The 20,651-nt window shown below is 62.0% G+C and carries 13 protein-coding genes; 6 read left to right on the top strand and 7 right to left on the bottom strand.

The features are described 5' to 3' along the window. Window positions 1–25 precede the first annotated feature (25 nt). From ACIOVD_RS20160 to ACIOVD_RS20140, 5 genes are all read left to right on the top strand, one after another. Window positions 26–1,186 (top strand): acyl-CoA dehydrogenase family protein, encoded by a 1,161-nt coding sequence (locus ACIOVD_RS20160; RefSeq protein WP_095170081.1) that lies wholly within the window; start codon window positions 26–28, stop codon window positions 1,184–1,186. Between the two features lie 11 nt (window positions 1,187–1,197). Continuing rightward, complete coding sequence (locus ACIOVD_RS20155) at window positions 1,198–2,412, top strand: CaiB/BaiF CoA transferase family protein (RefSeq protein ID WP_401129854.1); 1,215 nt, start codon at window positions 1,198–1,200, stop codon at window positions 2,410–2,412. 13 nt (window positions 2,413–2,425) lie between these two features. Further along, complete coding sequence (locus ACIOVD_RS20150; RefSeq protein WP_401129852.1) at window positions 2,426–3,247, top strand: HpcH/HpaI aldolase/citrate lyase family protein; 822 nt, start codon at window positions 2,426–2,428, stop codon at window positions 3,245–3,247. Between the two features lie 1,113 nt (window positions 3,248–4,360). Further along, window positions 4,361–5,173, top strand: a complete 813-nt coding sequence (gene ppk2 / locus ACIOVD_RS20145) for a polyphosphate kinase 2 (RefSeq protein WP_095170084.1) — start codon at window positions 4,361–4,363, stop codon at window positions 5,171–5,173. Between the two features lie 40 nt (window positions 5,174–5,213). Further along, window positions 5,214–7,601, top strand: a complete 2,388-nt coding sequence (locus ACIOVD_RS20140; RefSeq protein WP_401129850.1) for a DUF3772 domain-containing protein — start codon at window positions 5,214–5,216, stop codon at window positions 7,599–7,601. Between the two features lie 24 nt (window positions 7,602–7,625). Here ACIOVD_RS20140 and ACIOVD_RS20135 read toward each other — a convergent pair whose 3' ends face one another. The 7 genes from ACIOVD_RS20135 to ACIOVD_RS20105 form a co-directional block, all read right to left on the bottom strand. Further along, window positions 7,626–9,269 (bottom strand): fatty acid--CoA ligase, encoded by a 1,644-nt coding sequence (locus ACIOVD_RS20135; RefSeq protein ID WP_095170086.1) that lies wholly within the window; start codon window positions 9,267–9,269, stop codon window positions 7,626–7,628. Between the two features lie 23 nt (window positions 9,270–9,292). Next, entirely contained in the window at window positions 9,293–11,077 is a 1,785-nt protein-coding gene (locus ACIOVD_RS20130) for an acyl-CoA dehydrogenase C-terminal domain-containing protein (RefSeq protein WP_401129848.1), read from the bottom strand. Further along, window positions 11,070–13,619 carry an RND family transporter gene (locus ACIOVD_RS20125; RefSeq protein WP_401129846.1) on the bottom strand — a complete coding sequence of 850 codons (2,550 nt, stop codon included), beginning with the start codon at window positions 13,617–13,619 and terminating at the stop codon, window positions 11,070–11,072. Before ACIOVD_RS20125 ends, ACIOVD_RS20130 begins: the two co-directional genes overlap by 8 nt. 31 nt (window positions 13,620–13,650) lie before the next feature. Next, window positions 13,651–14,724: a WD40/YVTN/BNR-like repeat-containing protein gene (locus tag ACIOVD_RS20120; protein WP_401129844.1), complete on the bottom strand. Its 1,074-nt coding sequence runs from the start codon at window positions 14,722–14,724 to the stop codon at window positions 13,651–13,653. Window positions 14,725–14,800: 76 nt separating this feature from the next. Beyond that, on the bottom strand, window positions 14,801–16,159 hold the full coding sequence (locus tag ACIOVD_RS20115; protein WP_095170090.1) for a DUF1329 domain-containing protein: 1,359 nt from the start codon (window positions 16,157–16,159) through the stop codon (window positions 14,801–14,803). 40 nt (window positions 16,160–16,199) lie between these two features. Then, on the bottom strand, window positions 16,200–18,212 hold the full coding sequence (locus ACIOVD_RS20110) for a DUF1302 domain-containing protein (RefSeq protein ID WP_095170091.1): 2,013 nt from the start codon (window positions 18,210–18,212) through the stop codon (window positions 16,200–16,202). A gap of 129 nt (window positions 18,213–18,341) precedes the next feature. Then, window positions 18,342–18,908 (bottom strand): alpha/beta hydrolase, encoded by a 567-nt coding sequence (locus ACIOVD_RS20105; RefSeq protein ID WP_159995968.1) that lies wholly within the window; start codon window positions 18,906–18,908, stop codon window positions 18,342–18,344. Between the two features lie 354 nt (window positions 18,909–19,262). On the opposite strand from ACIOVD_RS20105, the gene ACIOVD_RS20100 reads away from it, so the two are divergent. Then, on the top strand, window positions 19,263–20,309 hold the full coding sequence (locus ACIOVD_RS20100) for an AraC family transcriptional regulator (RefSeq protein ID WP_159995966.1): 1,047 nt from the start codon (window positions 19,263–19,265) through the stop codon (window positions 20,307–20,309). Window positions 20,310–20,651 lie beyond the last annotated feature (342 nt).

The raw sequence follows: 20,651 nt of genomic DNA, 5'->3' as shown, positions 1-20,651 counted from the left end.
CCCTAACAAGAACCGAGGAAAATCGATGAATCCCCACAGTGATGAACTCAATGCGATCCGAGAAGGTGTGCGTGCGTTGTGCGCTGAATTCGATGCCGCCTACTGGCGTGGAATCGACGAGCAAAAAGGCTTCCCGGAAGACTTCGTCGAGACATTGACCAAGGCCGGTTGGCTGGCGGCGATGATCCCGGTGCAATACGGCGGCTCGGGCCTGGGCCTTGCCGAAGCCTCGGTGATCCTCGAGGAAGTCAACCGTTGCGGTGGTAACTCCGGCACTGTGCACGGGCAGATGTACAACATGTTCACCCTGCTGCGAAACGGCAGCGAGGCGCAGAAAAGCTATTACCTGCCGAAACTCGCCAGCGGCGAATTGCGCTTGCAATCGATGGGCGTCACCGAGCCTACCACCGGGACCGACACCACCAAAATCAAGACCAGCGCCGTGCGCAAGGGCGACAAGTATGTGATCAACGGGCAAAAGGTGTGGATCTCACGCATCCAGCATTCCGACCTGATGATCCTGCTGGCGCGCACTACGCCGCTGGCGCAGGTGAAGAAAAAGTCCGAGGGCATGTCGATTTTCCTGGTCGACCTGCGTGAAGCCATCGGCAACGGCCTGACCGTGCAGCCGATCGCCAACATGGTCAACCACGAGACCAACGAGTTGTTCTTCGACAACCTCCAGATTCCTGCCGACAGCCTGATCGGGGAGGAGGGCAAGGGCTTCAAATACATCCTCGACGGCCTGAACGCCGAGCGCACCCTGATCGCGGCCGAGTGCATCGGCGACGGTCGCTGGTTCGTCGAGAAGGCCAGCGCTTATGCCCGCGACCGCGTGGTGTTTGGTCGTCCCATCGGGCAGAACCAGGGCGTGCAATTCCCGATTGCCGAGGCTCATATCGAAATCGAAGCGGCCGACCTGATGCGCTGGCGTGCTTGTGAAGAGTACGACAGCGGGATCAACGCTGGCGCCAGCGCCAACATGGCCAAGTACCTGGCCGCGAAGGCTTCATGGGAAGCCGCCAATGCGTGCCTGCAAACCCACGGCGGTTTCGGTTTCGCCTGCGAGTACGACGTCGAGCGCAAATTCCGCGAAACACGCCTGTACCAGGTCGCGCCGATCTCGACCAACCTGATCCTGTCCTACGTCGCCGAGCACCTGCTCGAACTGCCGCGCAGCTTTTGAGGGCCCTATTCATGACTGATAAGACCCTGAATCTACGCCCTCTCGATGGCATTACCGTTGTCAGTCTGGAACACGCGATCGCCGCGCCATTCTGCACGCGGCAACTGGCGGATCTCGGTGCACGGGTGATCAAGGTCGAGCGTCCTGGCAGCGGCGACTTCGCCCGTGGCTATGACCAGCGCGTGCGCGGCATGGCCTCGCATTTCGTCTGGACCAATCGCTCGAAAGAAAGCCTCGCGCTTGATCTCAAACAGCAGGAAGCCCAAGTCATTCTCGAGCAACTCTTGCAGCAAGCGGACGTGCTGGTACAGAACCTTGCACCGGGCGCCGCCGCGCGTATGGGCTTATCGTTCGAGGCACTGCACAAGGACTACCCGCAACTGATTGTCTGCGACATTTCCGGCTATGGCGAAGGCGGCACCTACCAGGACAAGAAGGCCTACGACCTGCTGATCCAGAGCGAAAGCGGCTTTCTCTCCGTGACCGGTAACGCCGCGGAGGAGGGCATGGCCAAGGCGGGTTGCTCGATCGCCGACATTTCTGCCGGCATGTACGCCTACAGCGGCATTCTCTCGGCACTGCTGCTGCGGGGCAGGACCGGGCAGGGCAGTCGTGTCGAGATTTCGATGTTGGAAAGCCTGGTGGAATGGATGGGCTTCCCGCTGTACTACGCCTTCGAAGACGCCACGCCGCCGCAGCGCACAGGCGCGTCCCACGCGACGATTTATCCCTATGGACCGTTCCCGTCAGGCGACGGCGGTACGGTGATGATCGGCCTGCAAAACGAGCGCGAATGGGGGCAATTCTGCGAACGAGTGCTTCAACGTCCCGAGCTGCGAGACGACGAACGCTTCAGCGCCAATTTCAAACGCTCGGACAACCGCCAGGCCTTGCGCGCGATCATCTTCGATGTCTTCGCACAGCTGGACGCCGCGACCATTATCGAAAGACTGGATGCCGCGCAAATCGCCAACGCCCAGGTCAACGAGATGTCAGGTGTCTGGGAGCATCCGCAGCTCAAGGCACGAGGCCGCTGGACAGAAGTCGCCAGCCCGGTAGGCAACCTGCCGACGCTGTTGCCGCCGGCCAACAGCAACGCATTTGCACCGCGCATGGCGGCGGTACCGGGGCTGGGTGAGCACAGCGGCGCCGTCCTCGCCGAGCTGGGTTACAGCGCAGTAGACATTCAACGCCTGAGCGAAGCAGGCATTGTCCAGAACGGTTGAGGGAGGCGTATTTATGTCCAGTCTGTTGGTGCGCTCGGCGCTGTTTGTGCCGGGCAACCGTCCTGAGCGTTTTGCCAAGGCGTTGGCCAGTGGTGCCGACGTGGTGATTGTCGATTTCGAAGATGCGGTGGCTCAGGCGGATAAAGCATCGGCCCGTGAGCATCTGGCGGCTTTCTTCCAGCAGCAGCCGGATGCCCGCGTTCTGCTGCGGATCAATGCGGCAGGAACCGCTGAACATGAAGCTGACCTGGAGCTCTGTCGCCAGCAGCCTGGGGTGATCGCAATTGTGCTGCCAAAGGCCGAATCTGCAGCCCAGGTGCACCACGTTGCAAGCAGCGGGAAACTTGTTTGGCCGATCATCGAGAGCGCTCTGGGCGTGCTTTCAATAGGCGCCATTGCATCGTGTGCCGGCGTGCAGCGATTGACGTTCGGGGCGCTCGATCTCGCGCTTGACCTGGGTTTGAAACCTGGCAGCCCAGGCGCTGAAACCGTGTTCGACCAGACCCGTTTTGCGCTGTTGCTGCATTCGCGGGTGAACCACCTGCAACCGCCAATGGACAGCGTCTATCCAGCCTTCGAGGACGACAGCGGACTGGCCGAGTTCATGCGCCGAGGCGGCGACATGGGCATGGCAGGCGCCTTGTGCATCCATCCACGCCAGGTGCCGGTGGTGCATGCTGCGCTGGCACCCAGTGCTGAAGAAATCGCATGGGCGCAACGGGTGGTCAACGCGGCTGAGTCTGGTGAAGCAGCGTTCAAGGTTGATGGAGCAATGGTCGATGCGCCGGTGCTGGGTAGAGCGCGAATGTTGTTGGCCAGGGCTTGTCACGGTTAACGGGGTTGTGTTGAGTAATGCCGATCTGGTCGCGTGGGCGGCTAGGTCGGTTGAGGATCGGCGTGAGGGAAATCGTCCGCAGATTTGTGGAGTTGTATGACGGTTTGCGAAGTGGTGTGCGATGAACATATCCTTCATTTAACATAATATACATTATGCGAAGTGCCGTATGGGGAGCCCAGGGGCTCTGGAGGTCAGATTTGAAGACAGGCACTACCTACTAATCAGTCCCCCGGGTCCAGCTTGCTGCCTTGCGATGTCACTGGCAATCCCAATGCCTCTTGTGCACCACGTTCCTGGTGATGATCCGCTACCTTGACCAACGACGATCTCAGTACTTTCATCAGCACCACGTTGGTTAGTTTCGCGCTGTTGGGCGCTCGTCAGTTCCAGCTGTGGCTGCTTTACCTGCCAGGTTGTGAATTGGTTCATGGCGCTTACGTGCTTAGCCGTCGGCCTGGGTGTTCTGTTGTGTACGCAATGAAAACCTCCCGGGGTCTTACTATTGCCCTGGATCGCCGTGGTTACGGGTTCAACCATCCTGGGGCGTAGATCCGTCTTTGCCATCCGCAACGTCCAGCGTGTGTTGCCGTTCTGTGGCGGTCATGGCGCCGAGCCTGATTGATATGGACCTCGGTTCTTCGTGTGAACGCTTATCCGTATTTGTTCTGCTGGTATACACCTGAAGGCGCTGGAAGCCCTGTATTTCGGCCTTTCGTGGTTTCGGCTGCTGTAGGAAATAGCAGTTTTTCGGCTTTTTTGACGATGTTGGTTATTTCCCTATTCCACAATTTCCGGGTTCGTTGTGCTGGTGATGGATGGGGATTTACTGGATTTGCGCGTTATCGTTGACGTTCTTCGCGAGCGAGCTCGCTCATACATAATAGGGAGCATCTTCAGCGTTCATCCATTAAATGCGGGGTGTACCCTGCCCTTGATATTTCTATAACTTATAACTCAACTAAAGGTCTATTTAGTTGAGTTATATATCGGTGGGCGTTGAGTCGCTTCCGATCACCCTACTCCACAGTTACTGATCTATGTCCGGTGCAGTTAGCGTTGTGCGGTTATCCTGACTACGCTTGAGTTCGGATCCTTATCGGAGTTTGGTTAATGAGCAAGAAGAAACAGGCGCTTGCGAAAGCGCAGCCTCCCGCGCCGCTCGGTCGCAAGGACTACGAGAAGCAACTTGCCGCCCTGCACGTCGAGCTGGTGAAGTTGCAGCAATGGGTGGTTGCCACGGGGGCCAAGGTGGTCATTGTGTTTGAAGGCCGTGATGGTGCGGGCAAAGGCGGCACGATCAAGGCGCTGACTGAGCGCGTGAGCCCGCGGATCTTTCGGGTGGTGGCCTTGCCTGCTCCGTCGGAGCGGGAAAAATCGCAGATGTACCTGCAGCGCTATATGCCGCACATGCCGTCCGCTGGCGAAGTGGTGATTTTCGACCGCAGTTGGTACAACCGCGCGGGTGTGGAACGGGTCATGGGGTTCTGCACCGAGGATCAGGCGCGCGGGTTCCTTGAGCTGACGCCGGGTTACGAGCGGCTGATGGTCAACTCCGGGATCCTGCTGTTCAAGTACTGGCTGGAGGTCAGTCCGGAGGAACAAAGCCGTCGCCTCAAGGAGCGCATCACCGACGGGCGCAAGACCTGGAAACTCTCGCCCATGGATATCAAGTCCTACAACCGTTGGGATGAATACACCCGTGCGCGCGACGAGATGTTCCAGGCTACCGATTCGGGGTGGGCGCCCTGGCATGTGGCCCGCTCGGAGAACAAGAAGTCGGTGCGGCTGAATGTGATCACTCACCTGCTGGAGCACATTCCCTACGAAGCCATCAAGCAACCACGAGTCAGGCTGCCCAAGCGCAAGGTCGGCGAGTACAAGACTATCAACTATCCGTTCAAATACATCGCCGAACGGTTCTGAGCCCCAGGGCAAGTGATTCACCACAGGACCGGGCGCAGCTATGGGCAATGCGTGGAAATCGATGTGGTTGCTGGTGCTCGTCCTGTGCGGGTCGGGGTCCATTGCCTCGGCCGCGGACTCCAGCCCAGCCAGCCTGGTGGCCAAGGCTGATCAGGCGACGTTCGTCGTTGCGCAGAATGAGTTGCCGGGCTTGCAGGCCCGGCTCGATGGCCTCAAGCAGCAGGTGTCGCTGGCCGACACCCTGTCCCAACTGGTCAGCCTGCAGGATTTGATTCAGACCTACCTTAACGACGTCGAGCGGCAGCAGTCGGCGCTGCTGCCGGTGCAGGCCCAGCTCCAGGCCCAATTGGGGGTGCTGGGCCCCGCCTCCGCTGACGAACAGGCGCCGGAAAATACCGACATTGCGATCCAGCGCATCCATATCATCGAGCAGAAAGACAAGCTCGACAGCAGTTTGAAAGCCCTGGCCGGGCTCAAGGCCAGTGCCACCGAGCTGACCACCCAGATTGCCGCCCTGCGCCGCAGTCTGCTGGAAAGCGAAGTGACGCAGCGTATCAACAGTATCCTCAACCCGAATTTCTGGCGGCCGTTGATTGCTCCGCAAGCTACGGACCGGCAACGGCTCAGTGCGGTGCTGCAGGAGATTGGCGCCACCCTGGCCTCGGTGTGGCAGCCGGGCCAGCGCCTGGTCAGCAGTCTGTTGCTGCTGCTGGCACTGGCGGTCTGGACCCTGGGCCGCAGCGTCGCTGAGCGGGGGCTGTTCTGGGTGTGCATTCATCGCATGCCCGAAGGCCGGTTGCGCCGTAGTTCCCTGGCACTGGCGTCGATCCTGGCCACGTTGCTGACCGCTGCCTGCGCCTTGCAGTTGCTGTTTTATGCGGTGACGCGGCAACTGCCATTGACCCCCATGCTGCAAAGCCTGGCCGAAGAAATCGAAAAGCTGGTGTACACCTGCGTGCTGATTACCGGCCTGAGCCGCGCCTTGCTTTCGACCCGCCATCCTTCCTGGCGACTGCCGGCGATTGCCGACCCTGTGGCCCTGGCGATGGAACACTTTCCGCAGATCCTGGCGGGCGTGCTACTGGTCCTGGTAACGCTGTCGCAGATCGCCAACGTCAGCGGCATGAGCCCCCAGGCGGTGATTTTCGGGCGTGGGGTGACTGCGCTGATCGTGACCCTGATCCTTGCGATCCTGCTGTTGCGCACCAGCAAGATCCGCCGGGCCGTGGCCGCCAGCGGTGAGGCCCCGGAGGCCGGCACCACCCTGGCCGGGCTGATGTACGCGTTCGCCAGCCTGGCGATCGTGGTCTCCATGCTGGCGCTGTTGATTGGCTACATCTCGCTGGCCCGGTTCATCACCTATGAAATGGTCTGGATCTTCATTGTGTTCTCCGGTTTCTACCTGCTGATACAGCTGTTCAAGGACCTTTGCGAGTACCTGTTTTCCCCCAGGCAAGCCAGCGGCAAGGCGCTCAAGCAGTTGCTGGGGATTGGCGATGCACGCCTGGAGCAGGTTTCGACTGTGCTGTCGGGGGTTGGCCGCGCGAGCATGCTGTTGTTCGCCTTGATTGCGCTGCTGGTGGGCGGCGTGGGCACCACCTTCGGCCAACTGTTCGCCCAGGCCCTGGAGATTCTCGGCGGTGCGGGCTTGCGCAAACTGAACATCATTCCCGGGCACTTGCTCAACGCGGTGCTGGCGTTGTTGATTGGCATCTACCTGATCCGCTCACTGCGCCGCTGGCTGGACAACGAGTTCCTGCCCAAGACCGCGATGGACCCCGGCATGTGTGCGTCCCTGAGCACGCTGTTTGCCAATATCGGTTACGCCCTGGTGATTCTGCTCACCCTGTCATCGCTGGGCGTGCAGTGGACCAACCTGGCCTGGATCGTCAGCGCCTTGTCGGTGGGCATTGGTTTTGGGCTGCAGGAGATCGTCAAGAACTTCGTCTCCGGCCTGATTCTGCTGACCGAGCGCCCGGTCAAGGTCGGCGACTTGATCAGTATCAGTGGGGTCGAAGGCGACATTCGGCGGATCAATGTCAGGGCCACGGAAATCCAGCTCAGCGACCGCTCCATAGTGATCGTCCCCAATTCTCAGCTGATTTCCCAGAACCTGCGCAACGTGACCCTGGGCGGTAGCGCCCAGGGGGTGGCAACGCTGGAGCTGACCTTCGCACTGGATATCGATCCCGAGCAGGTCAACGACCTGCTGTTCAACACCTACTGCGAACACGAGAACATCCTCGACCACCCTGCCCCCTTCGTGCGCTTCAGCAAGTTGACGCCCGACGGCATCACCCTGACCGTCACCGGCTATGTCAGCAGCCCGAGAGTTGTCGGCAAGATCAAGAGCGACCTGCTGTTCGAGATCCTCAAGCGCCTTTCAGCCGCCGGCATCTCCCTGGCCAAACCGGCGGCAACGGAGTGACCGCCGGCAGCGGCCACCCAGGTTTCAGCTGGTTGCTTGCTCGCGGATCAGCTTCTTGTTGATCTTGCCGACGCTGGTCTTGGGGATCTCGCTGACGAACTTGAATTGCTTGGGGATCGCCCACTTGTTGATCCGCCCGATGTCGACAAAGCTCTGCAAGTGCGCTTCGAGGATCTTGCGGTCGAGGTAATGCCCGGGCTCGCACACCACCAGGGCCATGGGCCGTTCACCCCACTGCTCGTCGACAATGCCCACCACTGCCACCGACATCACTGCCGTGTGCTCGCTGATCAGGCTTTCCAGTTCCAGGGAACTGATCCACTCCCCGCCCGTCTTGATCACATCCTTGATCCGGTCCTTGATTTCCACACCGCCCATGGCATCGATCGATGCCATGTCGCCAGTGTGCAGCCAACCGCCCTGCCACAGTTCGGCGCCCTTTTGCGGCTCCTTCAGATAACCCTGGGTCAACCAGGGTGCGCGCACCACGATTTCGCCCTGGGCTTCGCCGTCGTGGGGCACATCATTGCCTGCGGCATCGATGATTTTCAGGTCGACCATTGGCACCGGCACCCCGGTCTTGATGCGCGTGGCCAGTTGGTCCTGCATCGGTTGCTGCAGATCCTCGGTGCGCAGGTAGGTGGTGCAGAGCACCGGGCAGGTTTCCGACATGCCGTAGCCACTGTGCACCTGGATGCCCCTGGCGCTGGCTTCGCTGGCAATGCCCAGGGTCAGCGCACTGCCGCCGAGGAGCATCTTCCAGCCATCAAAACGACTGTGCTTGCCAGCCTCGCAGTTGAGGATCATCTGCAAAATGGTCGGCACACAGTGGGAAAACGTAACCTTCTCCTCACGGTACAACTGCACCAGGCGATTGGGCTCATAGCGCCCCGGGTACACCTGCTTGAGGCCCATGAGTGTGGCGACATAGGGCACGCCCCAGGCATGCACATGGAACATCGGGGTGATGGGCATGTACACATCATCGGAGCGCAACAGCGGCAGGCCTTGATAGACCCCCAGGGTGCCCACCGCATTGAGGGTGTGCAGCACCAGTTGGCGGTGGGTGAAATACACGCCTTTCGGGTCGCCGGTGGTTCCTGTGGTGTAGAACAGCGTCGCCACCGAGTTTTCATCGAAGTCGGGGAAGTCGTACTGGTCCGCGGCTTCGGCCAGCAGTTGCTCGTACTCCCCCACCACCGGCAGGCAGGTGTCGGCTGCCGTCTCGTCGGTCAGTTGCAGGTAACCTTTGACCGTCGTCAGTTGCCCTTGCAACTGTTCGACCAGGGGCAGGAAGTCGTCATGCACCAGCACCAGGTCATCCTCGGCGTGGTTCATGGTGAAGAGCACCTGCTCCGCCGACAGGCGAATGTTCACGGTGTGCAGTACCGCGCCGATCATCGGCACGGCAAAGAAACACTCCAGGTAGCGGTGGCTGTCCCAGTCGAGCAAGGCCACGGTGTCCCCGGCCTTGACGCCGGCGGCGGTCAAGGCGTTGGCCAGGCGGCGGATCCGCTTATTGAGGGTCTGGTAGCTGTAGCGCAGTTTGTCGGCGTAGACGATTTCCCGCCCTGGCTCGTAGCGCACCCCGGACAGCAGCAACTGCTTGATCAGCAGAGGATAGGCATAGGCGCCGGCGGCCGGAGGAATGATTTTTGTCGCGATCATGCTGGGGTTCCTTGTCCGTTCAATCAGAACTGCGCGGCTGGCAGTTCATACAGGCAGGCGCTACCGGCCCTGACCGAGGCGCTCAACGAATGGATGCGCGGCAACAGGCGGGCGAAATAGAAACGCGCGGTGCAAAGCTTGCTGGCATAGAACTCGTCTTCATGGGCCTTGCCCATGGCCGCCTGGGCCATCAGCGCCCACATATAGGCGTAGGCGGTGTAGCCGAACACTTGCAGGTACTCCACCGAGGCCGCGCCGATTTCATTCGGGTTGTCCTGCGCCCGATCCAGCAGCCAGGCGGTCAGTTCATCGAGATTGTCCACGGCGGCGCCCAGCGGCTTGCAGAACTTGCCCATGTCGGTCCCGGTTCCGGCATTGGCGATGAAGTGGCGTATTTCTGCAGCGAACAGGCGGTACAGCGCCCCGCCGCTGCCGACGATCTTGCGTCCGGCCAGATCCAGGGACTGAATGCCGTTGGTGCCTTCGTAGATCTGGGTGATCCGCACATCACGCACCAGTTGCTCCTGCCCCCACTCGCGGATGTAGCCGTGGCCGCCGAACACCTGCTGGCCGTGCACCGTGGTTTCCAGGCCCATGTCGGTGAGGAACGCCTTGGCCACCGGCGTCAGCAAGGACACCAACTCCTGGGCGCGAGTGCGGGTTGCCGAATCTTCGCTGTACTTGGCAGTGTCCAGTTGCAGCGCGACGTAGCTGGAAAAGGCCCGGCCACCCTCGTTGAGGGCTTTCATGGTCAGCAACATGCGTCGCACATCCGCATGCACGATGATCGGGTCGGCGACCTTGTCGGTAGCCTGCGGCCCCGTTGGTGCGCGGCTCTGCAAGCGATCGCGGGCATACTCGACCGCGTTCTGGTAGGAGCGTTCACCCAACGCCAGGCCCTGGATACCCACGCCCAAGCGCTCGTAGTTCATCATGGTGAACATCGCGGCCAGGCCCTTGTTTGGCGCATCGACGATCCAACCGGTGGCGCCGTCGAAGTTCATCACGCAGGTGGCGGAAGCCTTGATGCCCATCTTGTGCTCGATCGAGCCGCACGACAGCGCATTGCTGGCGCCCAGTGAGCCATCGTCGTTGACCAGCACCTTGGGCACCAGGAACAGGGAAATGCCCTTGGGCCCGGCGGGTGCATCCGGCAGTCGCGCCAGCACCAGGTGGATGATGTTCTCGGTCAGGTCGTGCTCACCGCCGGTGATGAAGATCTTGCTGCCGCTGATCCGGTAACTGCCATCGGCTGCCGGCTCGGCGCGGGTGCGAATCAGCCCCAGGTCGGTGCCCGCATGGGCTTCGGTCAGGCACATCGAACCGGTCCAGGTGCCGGCGTACATGTTCGGCAGGTAGCGTTGCTTGAGCGCCTGGCTGGCATGGGCGTTGATCGACAGGCAAGCGCCGGCAGTCAGCATCGGGTACAGGCCAAACGACAGGCTGGCCGAGTTGACCATCTCCTCGACCTGGGCCGAAATCGCCTTGGGCATGCCCATGCCACCAAACTGCGGATCGCCGCCAACACCCACCCAGCCACCTTCGGCAAATGCCTGGTACGCCTCGGCGAACCCCTGGGGTGCAGTCACCTTGCCGTTGTCCCAACCACAGCCTTGCTCGTCACTGCTGCGGTTGAGTGGCGCGATCACTTGTGCACTGATCTTGCCGGCCTCCTCGAGGATCGCCGCGGCTGTCTCTTGATCGATGACCTCGGCCAGGCCCGGCAATTGCGCCCATAACCTGGAGACCTGGAACACCTCATTGAGGACAAACTGCATGTCACGCAAAGGGGCTTTGTAATCAGACATAGTTGGCTTTCTCACAAGTTGTCAGTGCATCAGGTGTGCCCTGACGTTGGGATGTACCGGTTGCACCGGCGGGGGCCACGGGGTTTTCGGCTGCCAGCCGACGCTCCAGCGCCGGGTCTCGCAGCAGGAAGTACGACAGGGCCGGAATCAGGATCAGCGCACCCAGCATGTTCCACAGGAACATGAAGGTCAGCAGGATGCCCATGTCCGCCTGGAACTTGATCGGCGACCAGACCCAGCACACCACGCCGGCGGCCAGGGTGATGCCGACCAGGCCCACGACCCGGCCGGTGAACGACACGGCATTGCGGTAGGCCTGGGCCAATGGCAGGCCCTGGCGCTGGTACTGCAGTTGCACACTGAGCAGGTACAAGGCGTAGTCCACGCCGATCCCCACACCCAGGGCGATCACCGGCAGCGTTGCGACCTTGACGCCGATGCCCATGACCACCATCAGCGCTTCGCAAAGGATCGAGGTCAGTACCAAAGGCAGCAGCGCCACCAGGGTTGCCCGCCAACTGCGGAAGGTAATCAGGCAGAACAGCGTGACCGCCGCGTAGACATACAGCAGCATGCTGCGATTGGCTTCGCGTACCACGATATTGGTGGCCGCCTCGATCCCGGCGCTGCCGGCGGCCAGCAGGAACTGGCGATCTTCGCTGCTGTTGTCGCGGGCGAATTTATCGGCGATGGCCACCACCTCATCCAGGGTCTGGGCCTTGTGGTCCTTGAGGTAGGCAATCACCGGCATCAGCGAGCAATCGGTGTTGAACAACTCCGGGGAGTTGACCGAGGCCTGCTGGGCCGCATAGTTCAAGACGTCCTGGTTGCGCTGGATGCTGTTGAGCTTGGGGTTGCCCTCATAGGTGCCCGCAGTGATCTGGCGCACGGCATTGACCAGCGAGGTGGTCGCCTGCACGCCCGGTGACTGCTGCAGCTCCCAGGCCAGTCGGTCGGCGAGTACCAGGGTCTTGTAGTTCAGGCAGCCTTCGGGGGCGGTCTTGATCATCACCGCGAACAGGTCGCTGGACAGCGCGTAGTGCTGGGTGATGTAGGCGTTGTCGCGGTTGTAGCGAGAATCGGCGCGCAGCTCCGGGGCCCCACTTTCCAGGTCGCCGATCTGCAGTTGCAGGCTGATCATGAAGCCGCCGATGCCCATCACCAGGGCCACCAGCACTGCGCCCGTGGCCCACTTGGCGCTGGTGAAACGGTCGAGCCAGTCCCACAGCTTGCCAAAGCCCTTGTGGCCGTCGGCCCGGGTGTCGATCTTCAGGGCGCGCTCGGCCGCCTTGCGGCCGACACCGACATAGGACAGCGCCACCGGCATCAACAACAAGGAGGTAAAGATCAACACCGCAACGCCAATGCTGGCGCTGATGGCCAGGTCCTTGATCACCGGGATGTCGATCAGCATCAGCACCGCGAACCCCACGGCGTCCGCCAGCAGTGCGGTGACCCCGGCAATGAACAGGCGGCGAAAGGTGTAGCGCGCGGCGATCAACTTGTGGGTGCCACGGGCGATGTCCTGCATGATCCCGTTCATTTTCTGCGCGGCATGGGACACGCCAATGGCGAAGATCAGGAACGGCACCAGCACTGAATAGGGGTCGATGGCATAACCCAGCCAGGCGACGATGCCCAGTTGCCAGACCACCGCGATCAGCGAGCAGCCAACCACCAGCAAGGTACTGCGCACGCAACGGGTATAGAGGTAGATGATCAGCAGCGAGGTCACTACCGCCAGGCCGAAGAACATCATCACCTGGATCAGGCCATCGATCAGGTCGCCCATCAGCTTGGCGAAACCGATCACCCGGACCTTGTACGGGCCCTTGCCCTCCTCCCCGGACGCGTGGGCGGCCTTGTCGCCGGCATACTCGATCTTGTCGCGCAGTTGCTCTTCGAGCATCTGCGAGAACGCGTGGTAGTTGATCGGCTGGCCACCGGCGGCGGCCTTGTCCAGCAGCGGGATGATCAGCATGCTCGACTTGTAGTCACTGGCCACCAGGCTGCCGACGATGCCGGCCCGGGCGATGTTCTGGCGCAACTGCTCGATCTGCTCGGGCTTGCCCTCATAGGTATCGGGCATCACCGGACCACCCTGGAAGCCTTCCTCGGTGACTTCAGTCCAGCGCACGGCCGGGCTCCACAACGACTTCATCCAGGCGCGGTCGACGCCTTCGGTGAGGAACAACTGATCGTTGACCTGCTTGAGCACGTCCAGGTAGGCCGGGTCGAAGATATCGCCCTGGGTGGTCTCGACCACCACCCGCACCGAGTTGCCCAGGCCGCGCAGGGACTGGCGGTTCTCCAGGTAGTTCTGGATGTAGGGCTGGCTTTGCGGAATCATTCTTTCAAAGCTGGGGCGCAATTCCAGGCGCGTGGCGGCCATATAGCCCAGCACCAGGGTCGCCAGCGCCATCAACAACATGAACAGCGGCCGGTAGTTGAACACCAGGCGCTCCAGGCGGTTGCCGGAGCGTTGGTCGAAGTCACGCACGTCGCGGATGACCGGCATGGTGTCTTGCTTGATATTGCCCATGTCTGGGTTCTCGCTCTAAGGATTCGAGGTCTTATTCGGCGGCCAGCGCCCGTGCACCACGGCTGCCCACTACCACCAGCGCGCCATTGACGGCCTGGGTGGCACCGGTCACCGGTGTGGGCGCGGCTTGCGGCACCAGGTGCAACTGCGCGCCAGGCCCCTGGCTCAGCAGCACCTGCCCGCCCTGGGTGAACAAGTGGTACTGGCCCTTGGTGTCGAGCAGGCCGGCGGTGATGCTGGTGTGCAGGCCCGTGTCCAGCGGCGTCCAGCTCAGGCCGCCATCGACACTGCGCAGCACGTTGCCGCGCAAACCGTAGGCAAGCACCTCGCCGGGTTTGCCGAGCACCCCGAAAAAGCTGCCCTGGTAAGGCGTAGTCAAGGCCACGAAGCGTTGCCCGACCTCATTCCAGCGCAGCATCAAGCCCTGCTCGCCGGCGATGTACAGCGCATCGCCGGTGGAGGCGATGGCGTTCAGGTGGAAGCCCTGGGGGTTGTCGGTGCGGTCCTGGAACGGCGTCCAGGTCAAGCCACCATCCTCGGTGCGCAGGATCAGGTTGAACACGCCGACCACATAACCGAGTTGGTCGTTGGCGAACCAGACGTCGAGCAACGGCTTGTCGGCGCCCTGCTCCACCATGCGCTGGCCTTCGTCTGCCAGTTGCGCCCAGCGCTCGTCACCCGGCTCGGCCCTGGCCAGGTCGCCGTAATGCTTGACCAGCAAGGCGCCGATCTGGCGTCCGTCGAGTTGTCTGGTCCAGCTCGCCCCAGCATCGCTGCTGTGCAACACCACGCCGTCGTTACCCACCGCCCAGCCTTGCTCTGGCGATGGAAAACTCACCGCGTTGAGATCCGCGCTCACCGGCACCACGGCTTGTTGCCAGTGGGTGCCGCTGTCGTCGGAATACAGAATATGGCCACGCTGGCCGACCGCGATCAGTCGCTCGCCGGCCCGCGCCATGCCTGACAACGGGCTGCGCACCGCCAGCGGGCTGACTTTGGCTGGCAGGTCTAGGACATCGACGTAGCCAGCGGCCAATGTCAGGCCCTGGCCAACGGCAAGCACGGCGCCCAGCGCCCATTGCAGGTACTTTTTGTACGAACCCATACCGCGTCCTCTTCGAAAAACTGCGCCAGGCCACACAACCGTGTGGCCTGGCGTTGACACCTGGCGTCCTTGCCGATCAGCGAATGCCCGAACCTGCCAGGGACTCCGGCGACCACTGCGCCTTGGAGAGTGGCTCGATGTACTTGATGCCGCCGTACGGGCCGACCACACCGTTGATGTTGTAGGAGCCACCGACCAGGTCGTAGATCATGAAAGGCGTGGAATCCGGGATCTGCTTGTCATAGCTCTGGCTGAGAAACGCGAAGGAGCCGCGATACAGTTGGCCACGGGCGTCGTACTGGTCTGAGGCCAGAGCGGTCCAGCTGTCTTCATCGAGGTAGAAGCGGCGTTTCTGGTAGATGTGCCGGGCGCCGGCCTTGAGGTTGCCCTCGACCACCCACACCCGGTGTTTTTCCCAGCGTACATAGTCCGGGGCCAGGTGATTGGGGGTCGCCAGCGCCTTCGGATCCTGGGCGTAGGTCAGCTTGTAGGTGTTGTAGGGCACGATCATTTCCTGCTTGCCCACCAGCTTCCAGTCGTAGCGGTCCAGCGCCCCGTTGAACACGAATACATCGTCGTAGGTGCCCGCGCCGGCGGTACCTGGGTTCGGTGTGTCGTAGGCCAGGTTCGGGGCCAGCTTGACGCGACGCTGGCCAGGCAGGTATTGCCAGGCGCGACGTGGTTGTTGCAGCGGGTTGGCGGCGTCCTTGAGCATGATCGCTTCGCCGGCCCGGCGTGCAGGACCGGTGTACGACAGCTTCATCTGGTAGTACACGTCGGCACTGCTGATGGGCTGCGCGAGGTTTTCGTAGATCGGGTAGGAAATCATTGCCTGGCCGGTGATCGCCAGGCTCGCCACGCCGGCGGAGTCGACGTTCCAGGAGTCGTACTTGGAGTTGATGTTGACCCCCTGGTAGCGCAGCAGGAAGTTCCACATCGCCTCATTGCCCGACTGCGGGATCGGGAACGGTACGCCGGGCAGCACGTTGTCGATAGCCAGGCCGCCGTCCAGGGACTTGGCGCCGGTGGCGTTCTTCAGGCCATTGTCCAGCACGGCCTTGGGCAAGGTGACGGTGCGGTGGGTCGGGTAGACGTTGACGTGAAAGGTCGGGAAACGCTTGGCCAGCTCCAGAGTGGTCGCCGTCAGCGCGCCCTTGTACTGCTCGGCATTCTTGCCGTCGATCACCAGCACCGGCTTCTCATCGGCAAAAGGGTCCGGACGCATGCTGTCGCCGGCCTTGAAGCTGGCCGGTGGCGTGGTCAGGCCGCCGCTGTAGGCGGGAATCGAGCCATCGGCATTGCCGGCCTTTTCTGCCCCGACCAGGGTCAGGCTGCTGCCCAGCTTGGCGGCTTCCTGGGCGGAGACGGCGGCTTGGGCCTGGCCGGCTATGACCAGGGCCAGTGAGGCGGCCAACACGGTGTGCACGAATTTCATCTTGTTATTCTCCTGCTGATTCGAGTCAGCGATTCGTGAGTTAAAACGTGGTTTTCATCGTCAGGTACAGGGCACCACGGTCTTGGGTAGTGGCTCCGCCACCGGAAAAGGCTGAGTAGCCCCCGCCATAGCAGGCGTAGTTTTCGTTACCGCTGAAGGCGTTCGGGGTCGAGCCGTCGCCGCTGCCGGCATTGGCTGCGCCGGTGCTCGAACCACTGTTGTCGCACTTGTCGGACTTGCCGAAGGAATCGACGTACTTGAGGTCGACAAAGTATTTGTTGTACGCCACGGCGCCGAAGCCGACTGCGTAGTTGCCGGTGTCCTTGGCGCCCCCGCCGGAGACTGGCGAGACACCGTCCAGACCGACGTTGACCGACAGCGGCATGTTCAGGTCGACGCCCGGGAACACCTGGTACCAGGTCGGCGTGAAGTTGACGGCAATGCCCCAGTTGTCGCGGGTTGGCGCGTCGATCCCGCGATAGCTGCCGTTGCCCTTGTACAGCGCCTCGTTTTTGTCATCGAGCTTGAGCAGGTTGCTGTAGTAGAGCTCGGCGAGCAGGTTGGCCGAGTCGTACAGCGGGCTTTTCGGCAGGCTCACCAGACCGTTGAGGGTCCAGTGCAAGGTGTCGCCCGTGGCGCTCATGCTGTCGCCCCGGCTCGGGGTGTCATAGACCACACCGGTGGCGGCAGTACGGGCCGGCAACAGGCCAAGGCCGGCGCCCAGGCCCAGCGGCCCGGAAGAACTGACAATCGCCGGAATGCTCGCCAGTGGCATGTTGTGACGGATGTTCAGGTCCGAGCCGACGCTCACCCCACCGACGTCCTTGGACAGGCTCAGGCCGAACACCTGGATGTTGTCGGCATAGGCCAGTTGGTAGGTGCTGGTGCTCAACGAGTTGAGGGTGTTGATCACGGCCGGCACTTGCCCGGTCGGCGGGGTGCCGCTGGGGTTGGCCGAGCTCAGCCCGGTGGCGTTCAACCAGGCTTGCGGCAGGATGTCCGAGGTGTTGCGGTAGTAGACGCCGAGGGTGCCGTCCAGCCAGGCCGGAGACCATTTGGCCATCACGCCCCAATCACCGCTGCTGCCCGGCGTCAGGTCATGCCCACGACGCACGTTGGTCAAGCCGTTGCACGGTGCCAGGCCACAGCCCAGCGGGCTGCCCGGGACCACGGAGTTGGTGTTGCCGAGCAGGAAGGATTGCGCGCCGAAGCCCACCAGGTCGGAGCCGCCATAGTAGGTGCCGGCTTCCGGCAGGCGCGCGGCGTCCCAGTCGAGGAAGTACTGGGCGCCGACGGTCAGCTCCGGATTCACGGTGAACGACATCGACAGCTGGTTACGCGGAACGAACAGCTCCTTGGCTTCAGTGCCCGGCGACGCCGCCAGCTTGGCCAGGTCCAGGCCCGATTGGCCGTAGCTGACCGAGTGCACCGGGTTGAGCAGGGTTTCGCCCCAGAACACGTTGTGCTGGCCGGCCTTGACGCTGAGCAACGACTCCTCGCCCACTTCGGTGCTGTAGAACACGAACGCGTCGAGGATTTCCCCGGACGGCCCGGTGTAGTAACGCTGGGCGTAGTTGCTCAGGTGCGGGCTGCCGTTGCCGACATTGTCGCCCGTGACACCCGCCAGGCGTGGGTCATTGGCCACCAGGCCGGAGCGCGCATCGTTGCCGTTGACGAACGGATTGGAGTTCGAGCCAGCGTTCTCATAGGCCTTGTCGTACCAGCTGGCGGCGCTCACCCGAAAGCCCATGCTGTTCTTGTAGACCACGTCCATCTCGGTCAACAGGTCGATACGGTTGCTGATGTTGGTACCGGCCTTGCGAAAGTTGTAGTCGCCATCGTTGTTGTTGGGTGTCGCCAACATGCGTTTGTCGGCGCTTTCAGTGCGTACCCCGTAGTTGTACTTGACGGTGTTGTCCAGGCGCGCGGTCCAGTCCGGGTTCCCCGTGTCGAGTTCAAAACCGTGGGCCACCGGCATGCTGGCGGCGAGGATGGCCGAGGCCAGCAAGGTGTAACGCGATGGGGTGAAACCGTGACTCTTATTGTTGTGCATTAACGTGTCTCCGCCTTTTTGTAGTTGTTTTAAGCGCAGCCGCCCTCTCGTCACCCCTTGTTCCAGGGGTTGACGCTGATCAGCAATGAGGGCAATAGCCGGTTGACTCGGGGTCTTGCGGTGCCTGGACTAACGATCCAGTTCCTGGATCAGGGTGTAGGCCTGTGGCCAGGGGCCGAAGCCCGCGGCCGGGTTGAGATGACCGACCGCGCCGACGTTGCGCAGTTCGGCGCCCCAGCCCTGGGCCATGCGTTGCACGGCTTGTAGGCTGGCCAGGTGATCATTGGTGCTGGCGGCGACCAGGCTGCGGAACGGCAGCGGGCCATTGGGTAGCGGGTCCCAACCTTGGGTGCGCAAGGTTTCAGGGGATGGGTAGCCTTGCGGCCAGGCGGCATCGAGGTCGGGTGGCGCGGCCAACAGGGCGCCCTTGATCGCACGTGTGTGGCGGGCGGCCCAGTGCGCGACCATCAGCACACCGGCACTGTGGGCCACCAGGATCACCGGCCCGTCGATCTGCTCCAGCGCGTGCTGGATCGCCTCGACGCGCTTGGCGCAATCCAGTTTGTCGGTGGTCAGTGGGGGAACGCTGCGCACCTTGCAAAGTTGCTCGGCCAGCAACGTTTGCCAATGCTCGGCAACGTGCTCGCGCAAGCCCGGTACGATCAGAACGGTTGCGGCAGTCTGCAATTTGTCCACTTCAACACCTACGCTTTCTCGATGACTCGACTGGCTCTATCGCCAGAAGCTTTTTGTAGTGCTGACATTAAAGAGCGCCTACCCCCGGTGCTTTTCATTAGACGTCAGTGACTTTTCTTTTGATGACAAATTTGCCGCCGGGGCGTTGGCACGACCGCTGGTCAAAAAACTCGACGGTTACGCGCCAGCCCACTGTAATCAATGGGTGGACGCCGATGGCGGGTGTCAGCGCGCCTGCCCCGGAGCACAATTGGCGGCAGACTAGTGCTGACTTCACAACTGTTCAATTGATCAGGTGCTGGATATAGTCGCCCCGCTCGCTTCCATCGCAATCGGCTCAGGAAAGACTTCCGCATGACCAAGCTTGTTCGCGCCGCCGTCTTGACCAACTACCTGGAAGTCACCCAGTACCTGGGGTTCAACCCACGCGATGTGATGGCCGGGGTCGGCCTCAGTCGCGCCCAGTTGCTCGCCCCGGAACAGCGTATCCCGATCGATGCCGCCGTGCGCCTGCTGGAAGACTCGGCCCTGGCCAGTGGCTGCCAGACCTTCGGCCTGAGCATGGCCGAGTCGCGCCAACTCTCGGATTTCGGTGTGGTCAGCCTGTTGCTCAGCCACCAGCGGACCTTGCGCGATGCCTTGCAGGTGGTGGTGCACTACCGGCACCTGATGAACGATTCGCTGGCGATTTTCATCGAAGAAGCCGGCAAGATGGTGATCATTCGTGAAGAAGTGGTCACCGAGACGCCCATGCCCTCGCGCCAGGCCACTGAGCTGGCAATCGGGGTGATGTTCCGCCTGTGCGCCGCCTTGCTCGGCAGCCATTGGCATCCTTACCGCGTGCATTTCACCCACCAGCCTCCCGATAACCTGCAACTGCATCGGCGGCTGTTTGGCTGCACCCTGGAGTTCGGCAGTGAGTTCAACGGCATTGTCTGTTCCGATGCCAGCCTGGACATGACCAACCCCCATGCCGACCCGGCCATGGCCCGCTATGCACAGAGCTACCTGGACTCGTTGCTGAGCCATGAGGGCGCCTCGATGTTGTTTGAGGTGCGCAAGGCCATCTATCTGTTGCTGCCCATGGGGCGCGCGACCATCGAGCAGATCGCCCAGACCCAGGGCATGAACGTGCGCACCCTGCAGCGCCGGCTCAAGGAAGATGGCTGCGCCTTCAACGACCTGGTCAACGAAGTCCGGCGCGACCTGGTGCTGCGCTACCTGGACAACCCCAACTACACCCTGGGACGCATCGCCGACATGCTTGGCTACTCCATGGCCAGTTCCTTTACCCGCTGGTTCATCACCCAGTTCGGCATGCCCCCGGCGGCATGGCGCAGCGCGCAAAAGCAGGGCAGCAAACAGCCAATCGACCTGCCTCCCCTCCCCGGCGAACTGTAGGCGCCGATACGGGCTGAGTACGCTCTGGACCGTCATCGCGGGCAAGCCCGCTCCCACAGGTATGAGCCCCCGTGGGAGCGGGCTTGCCCGCGATGGGCATAGGTATCTACACAACTTTGTAGCGGCCTGTGGCGAGGAAGCTTGCTCCCGTGGCGGCCTCTGGGGGGGTTGGATTAGGCGGAGTACATATCCATTCTTGCGGTAACGGCCTCCTATGGTTCCGCCCTGACGGCCGGCTCACTTTTGGACAGCGCAAAAGTAAGCAAAACGCTCTTTCCCCACCACTCGGTGCCTCGCTTAGGCTCGGCATGCCCGTACTCCGACATTGATTTGGGGGGCCGC

This window comes from Pseudomonas sp. NPDC087626, from assembly GCF_044743405.1.
GTDB lineage: Bacteria > Pseudomonadota > Gammaproteobacteria > Pseudomonadales > Pseudomonadaceae > Aquipseudomonas.
Note: the sequence above shows the minus strand (reverse complement) of the source record. Positions and strands in the feature narration are given on the sequence as shown.

Coding starts and splice junctions, on each gene's coding strand:
- ACIOVD_RS20120 (WP_401129844.1), bottom strand. CDS start 14,724: ATGGGTTCGTACAAAAAGTACCTGCAATGGGCGCTGGGCGCCGTGCTT.
- ACIOVD_RS20150 (WP_401129852.1), top strand. CDS start 2,426: ATGTCCAGTCTGTTGGTGCGCTCGGCGCTGTTTGTGCCGGGCAACCGT.
- ACIOVD_RS20135 (WP_095170086.1), bottom strand. CDS start 9,269: ATGATCGCGACAAAAATCATTCCTCCGGCCGCCGGCGCCTATGCCTAT.
- ACIOVD_RS20115 (WP_095170090.1), bottom strand. CDS start 16,159: ATGAAATTCGTGCACACCGTGTTGGCCGCCTCACTGGCCCTGGTCATA.
- ACIOVD_RS20110 (WP_095170091.1), bottom strand. CDS start 18,212: ATGCACAACAATAAGAGTCACGGTTTCACCCCATCGCGTTACACCTTG.
- ACIOVD_RS20160 (WP_095170081.1), top strand. CDS start 26: ATGAATCCCCACAGTGATGAACTCAATGCGATCCGAGAAGGTGTGCGT.
- ACIOVD_RS20155 (WP_401129854.1), top strand. CDS start 1,198: ATGACTGATAAGACCCTGAATCTACGCCCTCTCGATGGCATTACCGTT.
- ACIOVD_RS20100 (WP_159995966.1), top strand. CDS start 19,263: ATGACCAAGCTTGTTCGCGCCGCCGTCTTGACCAACTACCTGGAAGTC.
- ACIOVD_RS20125 (WP_401129846.1), bottom strand. CDS start 13,619: ATGGGCAATATCAAGCAAGACACCATGCCGGTCATCCGCGACGTGCGT.
- ppk2 (WP_095170084.1), top strand. CDS start 4,361: ATGAGCAAGAAGAAACAGGCGCTTGCGAAAGCGCAGCCTCCCGCGCCG.
- ACIOVD_RS20140 (WP_401129850.1), top strand. CDS start 5,214: ATGGGCAATGCGTGGAAATCGATGTGGTTGCTGGTGCTCGTCCTGTGC.
- ACIOVD_RS20130 (WP_401129848.1), bottom strand. CDS start 11,077: ATGTCTGATTACAAAGCCCCTTTGCGTGACATGCAGTTTGTCCTCAAT.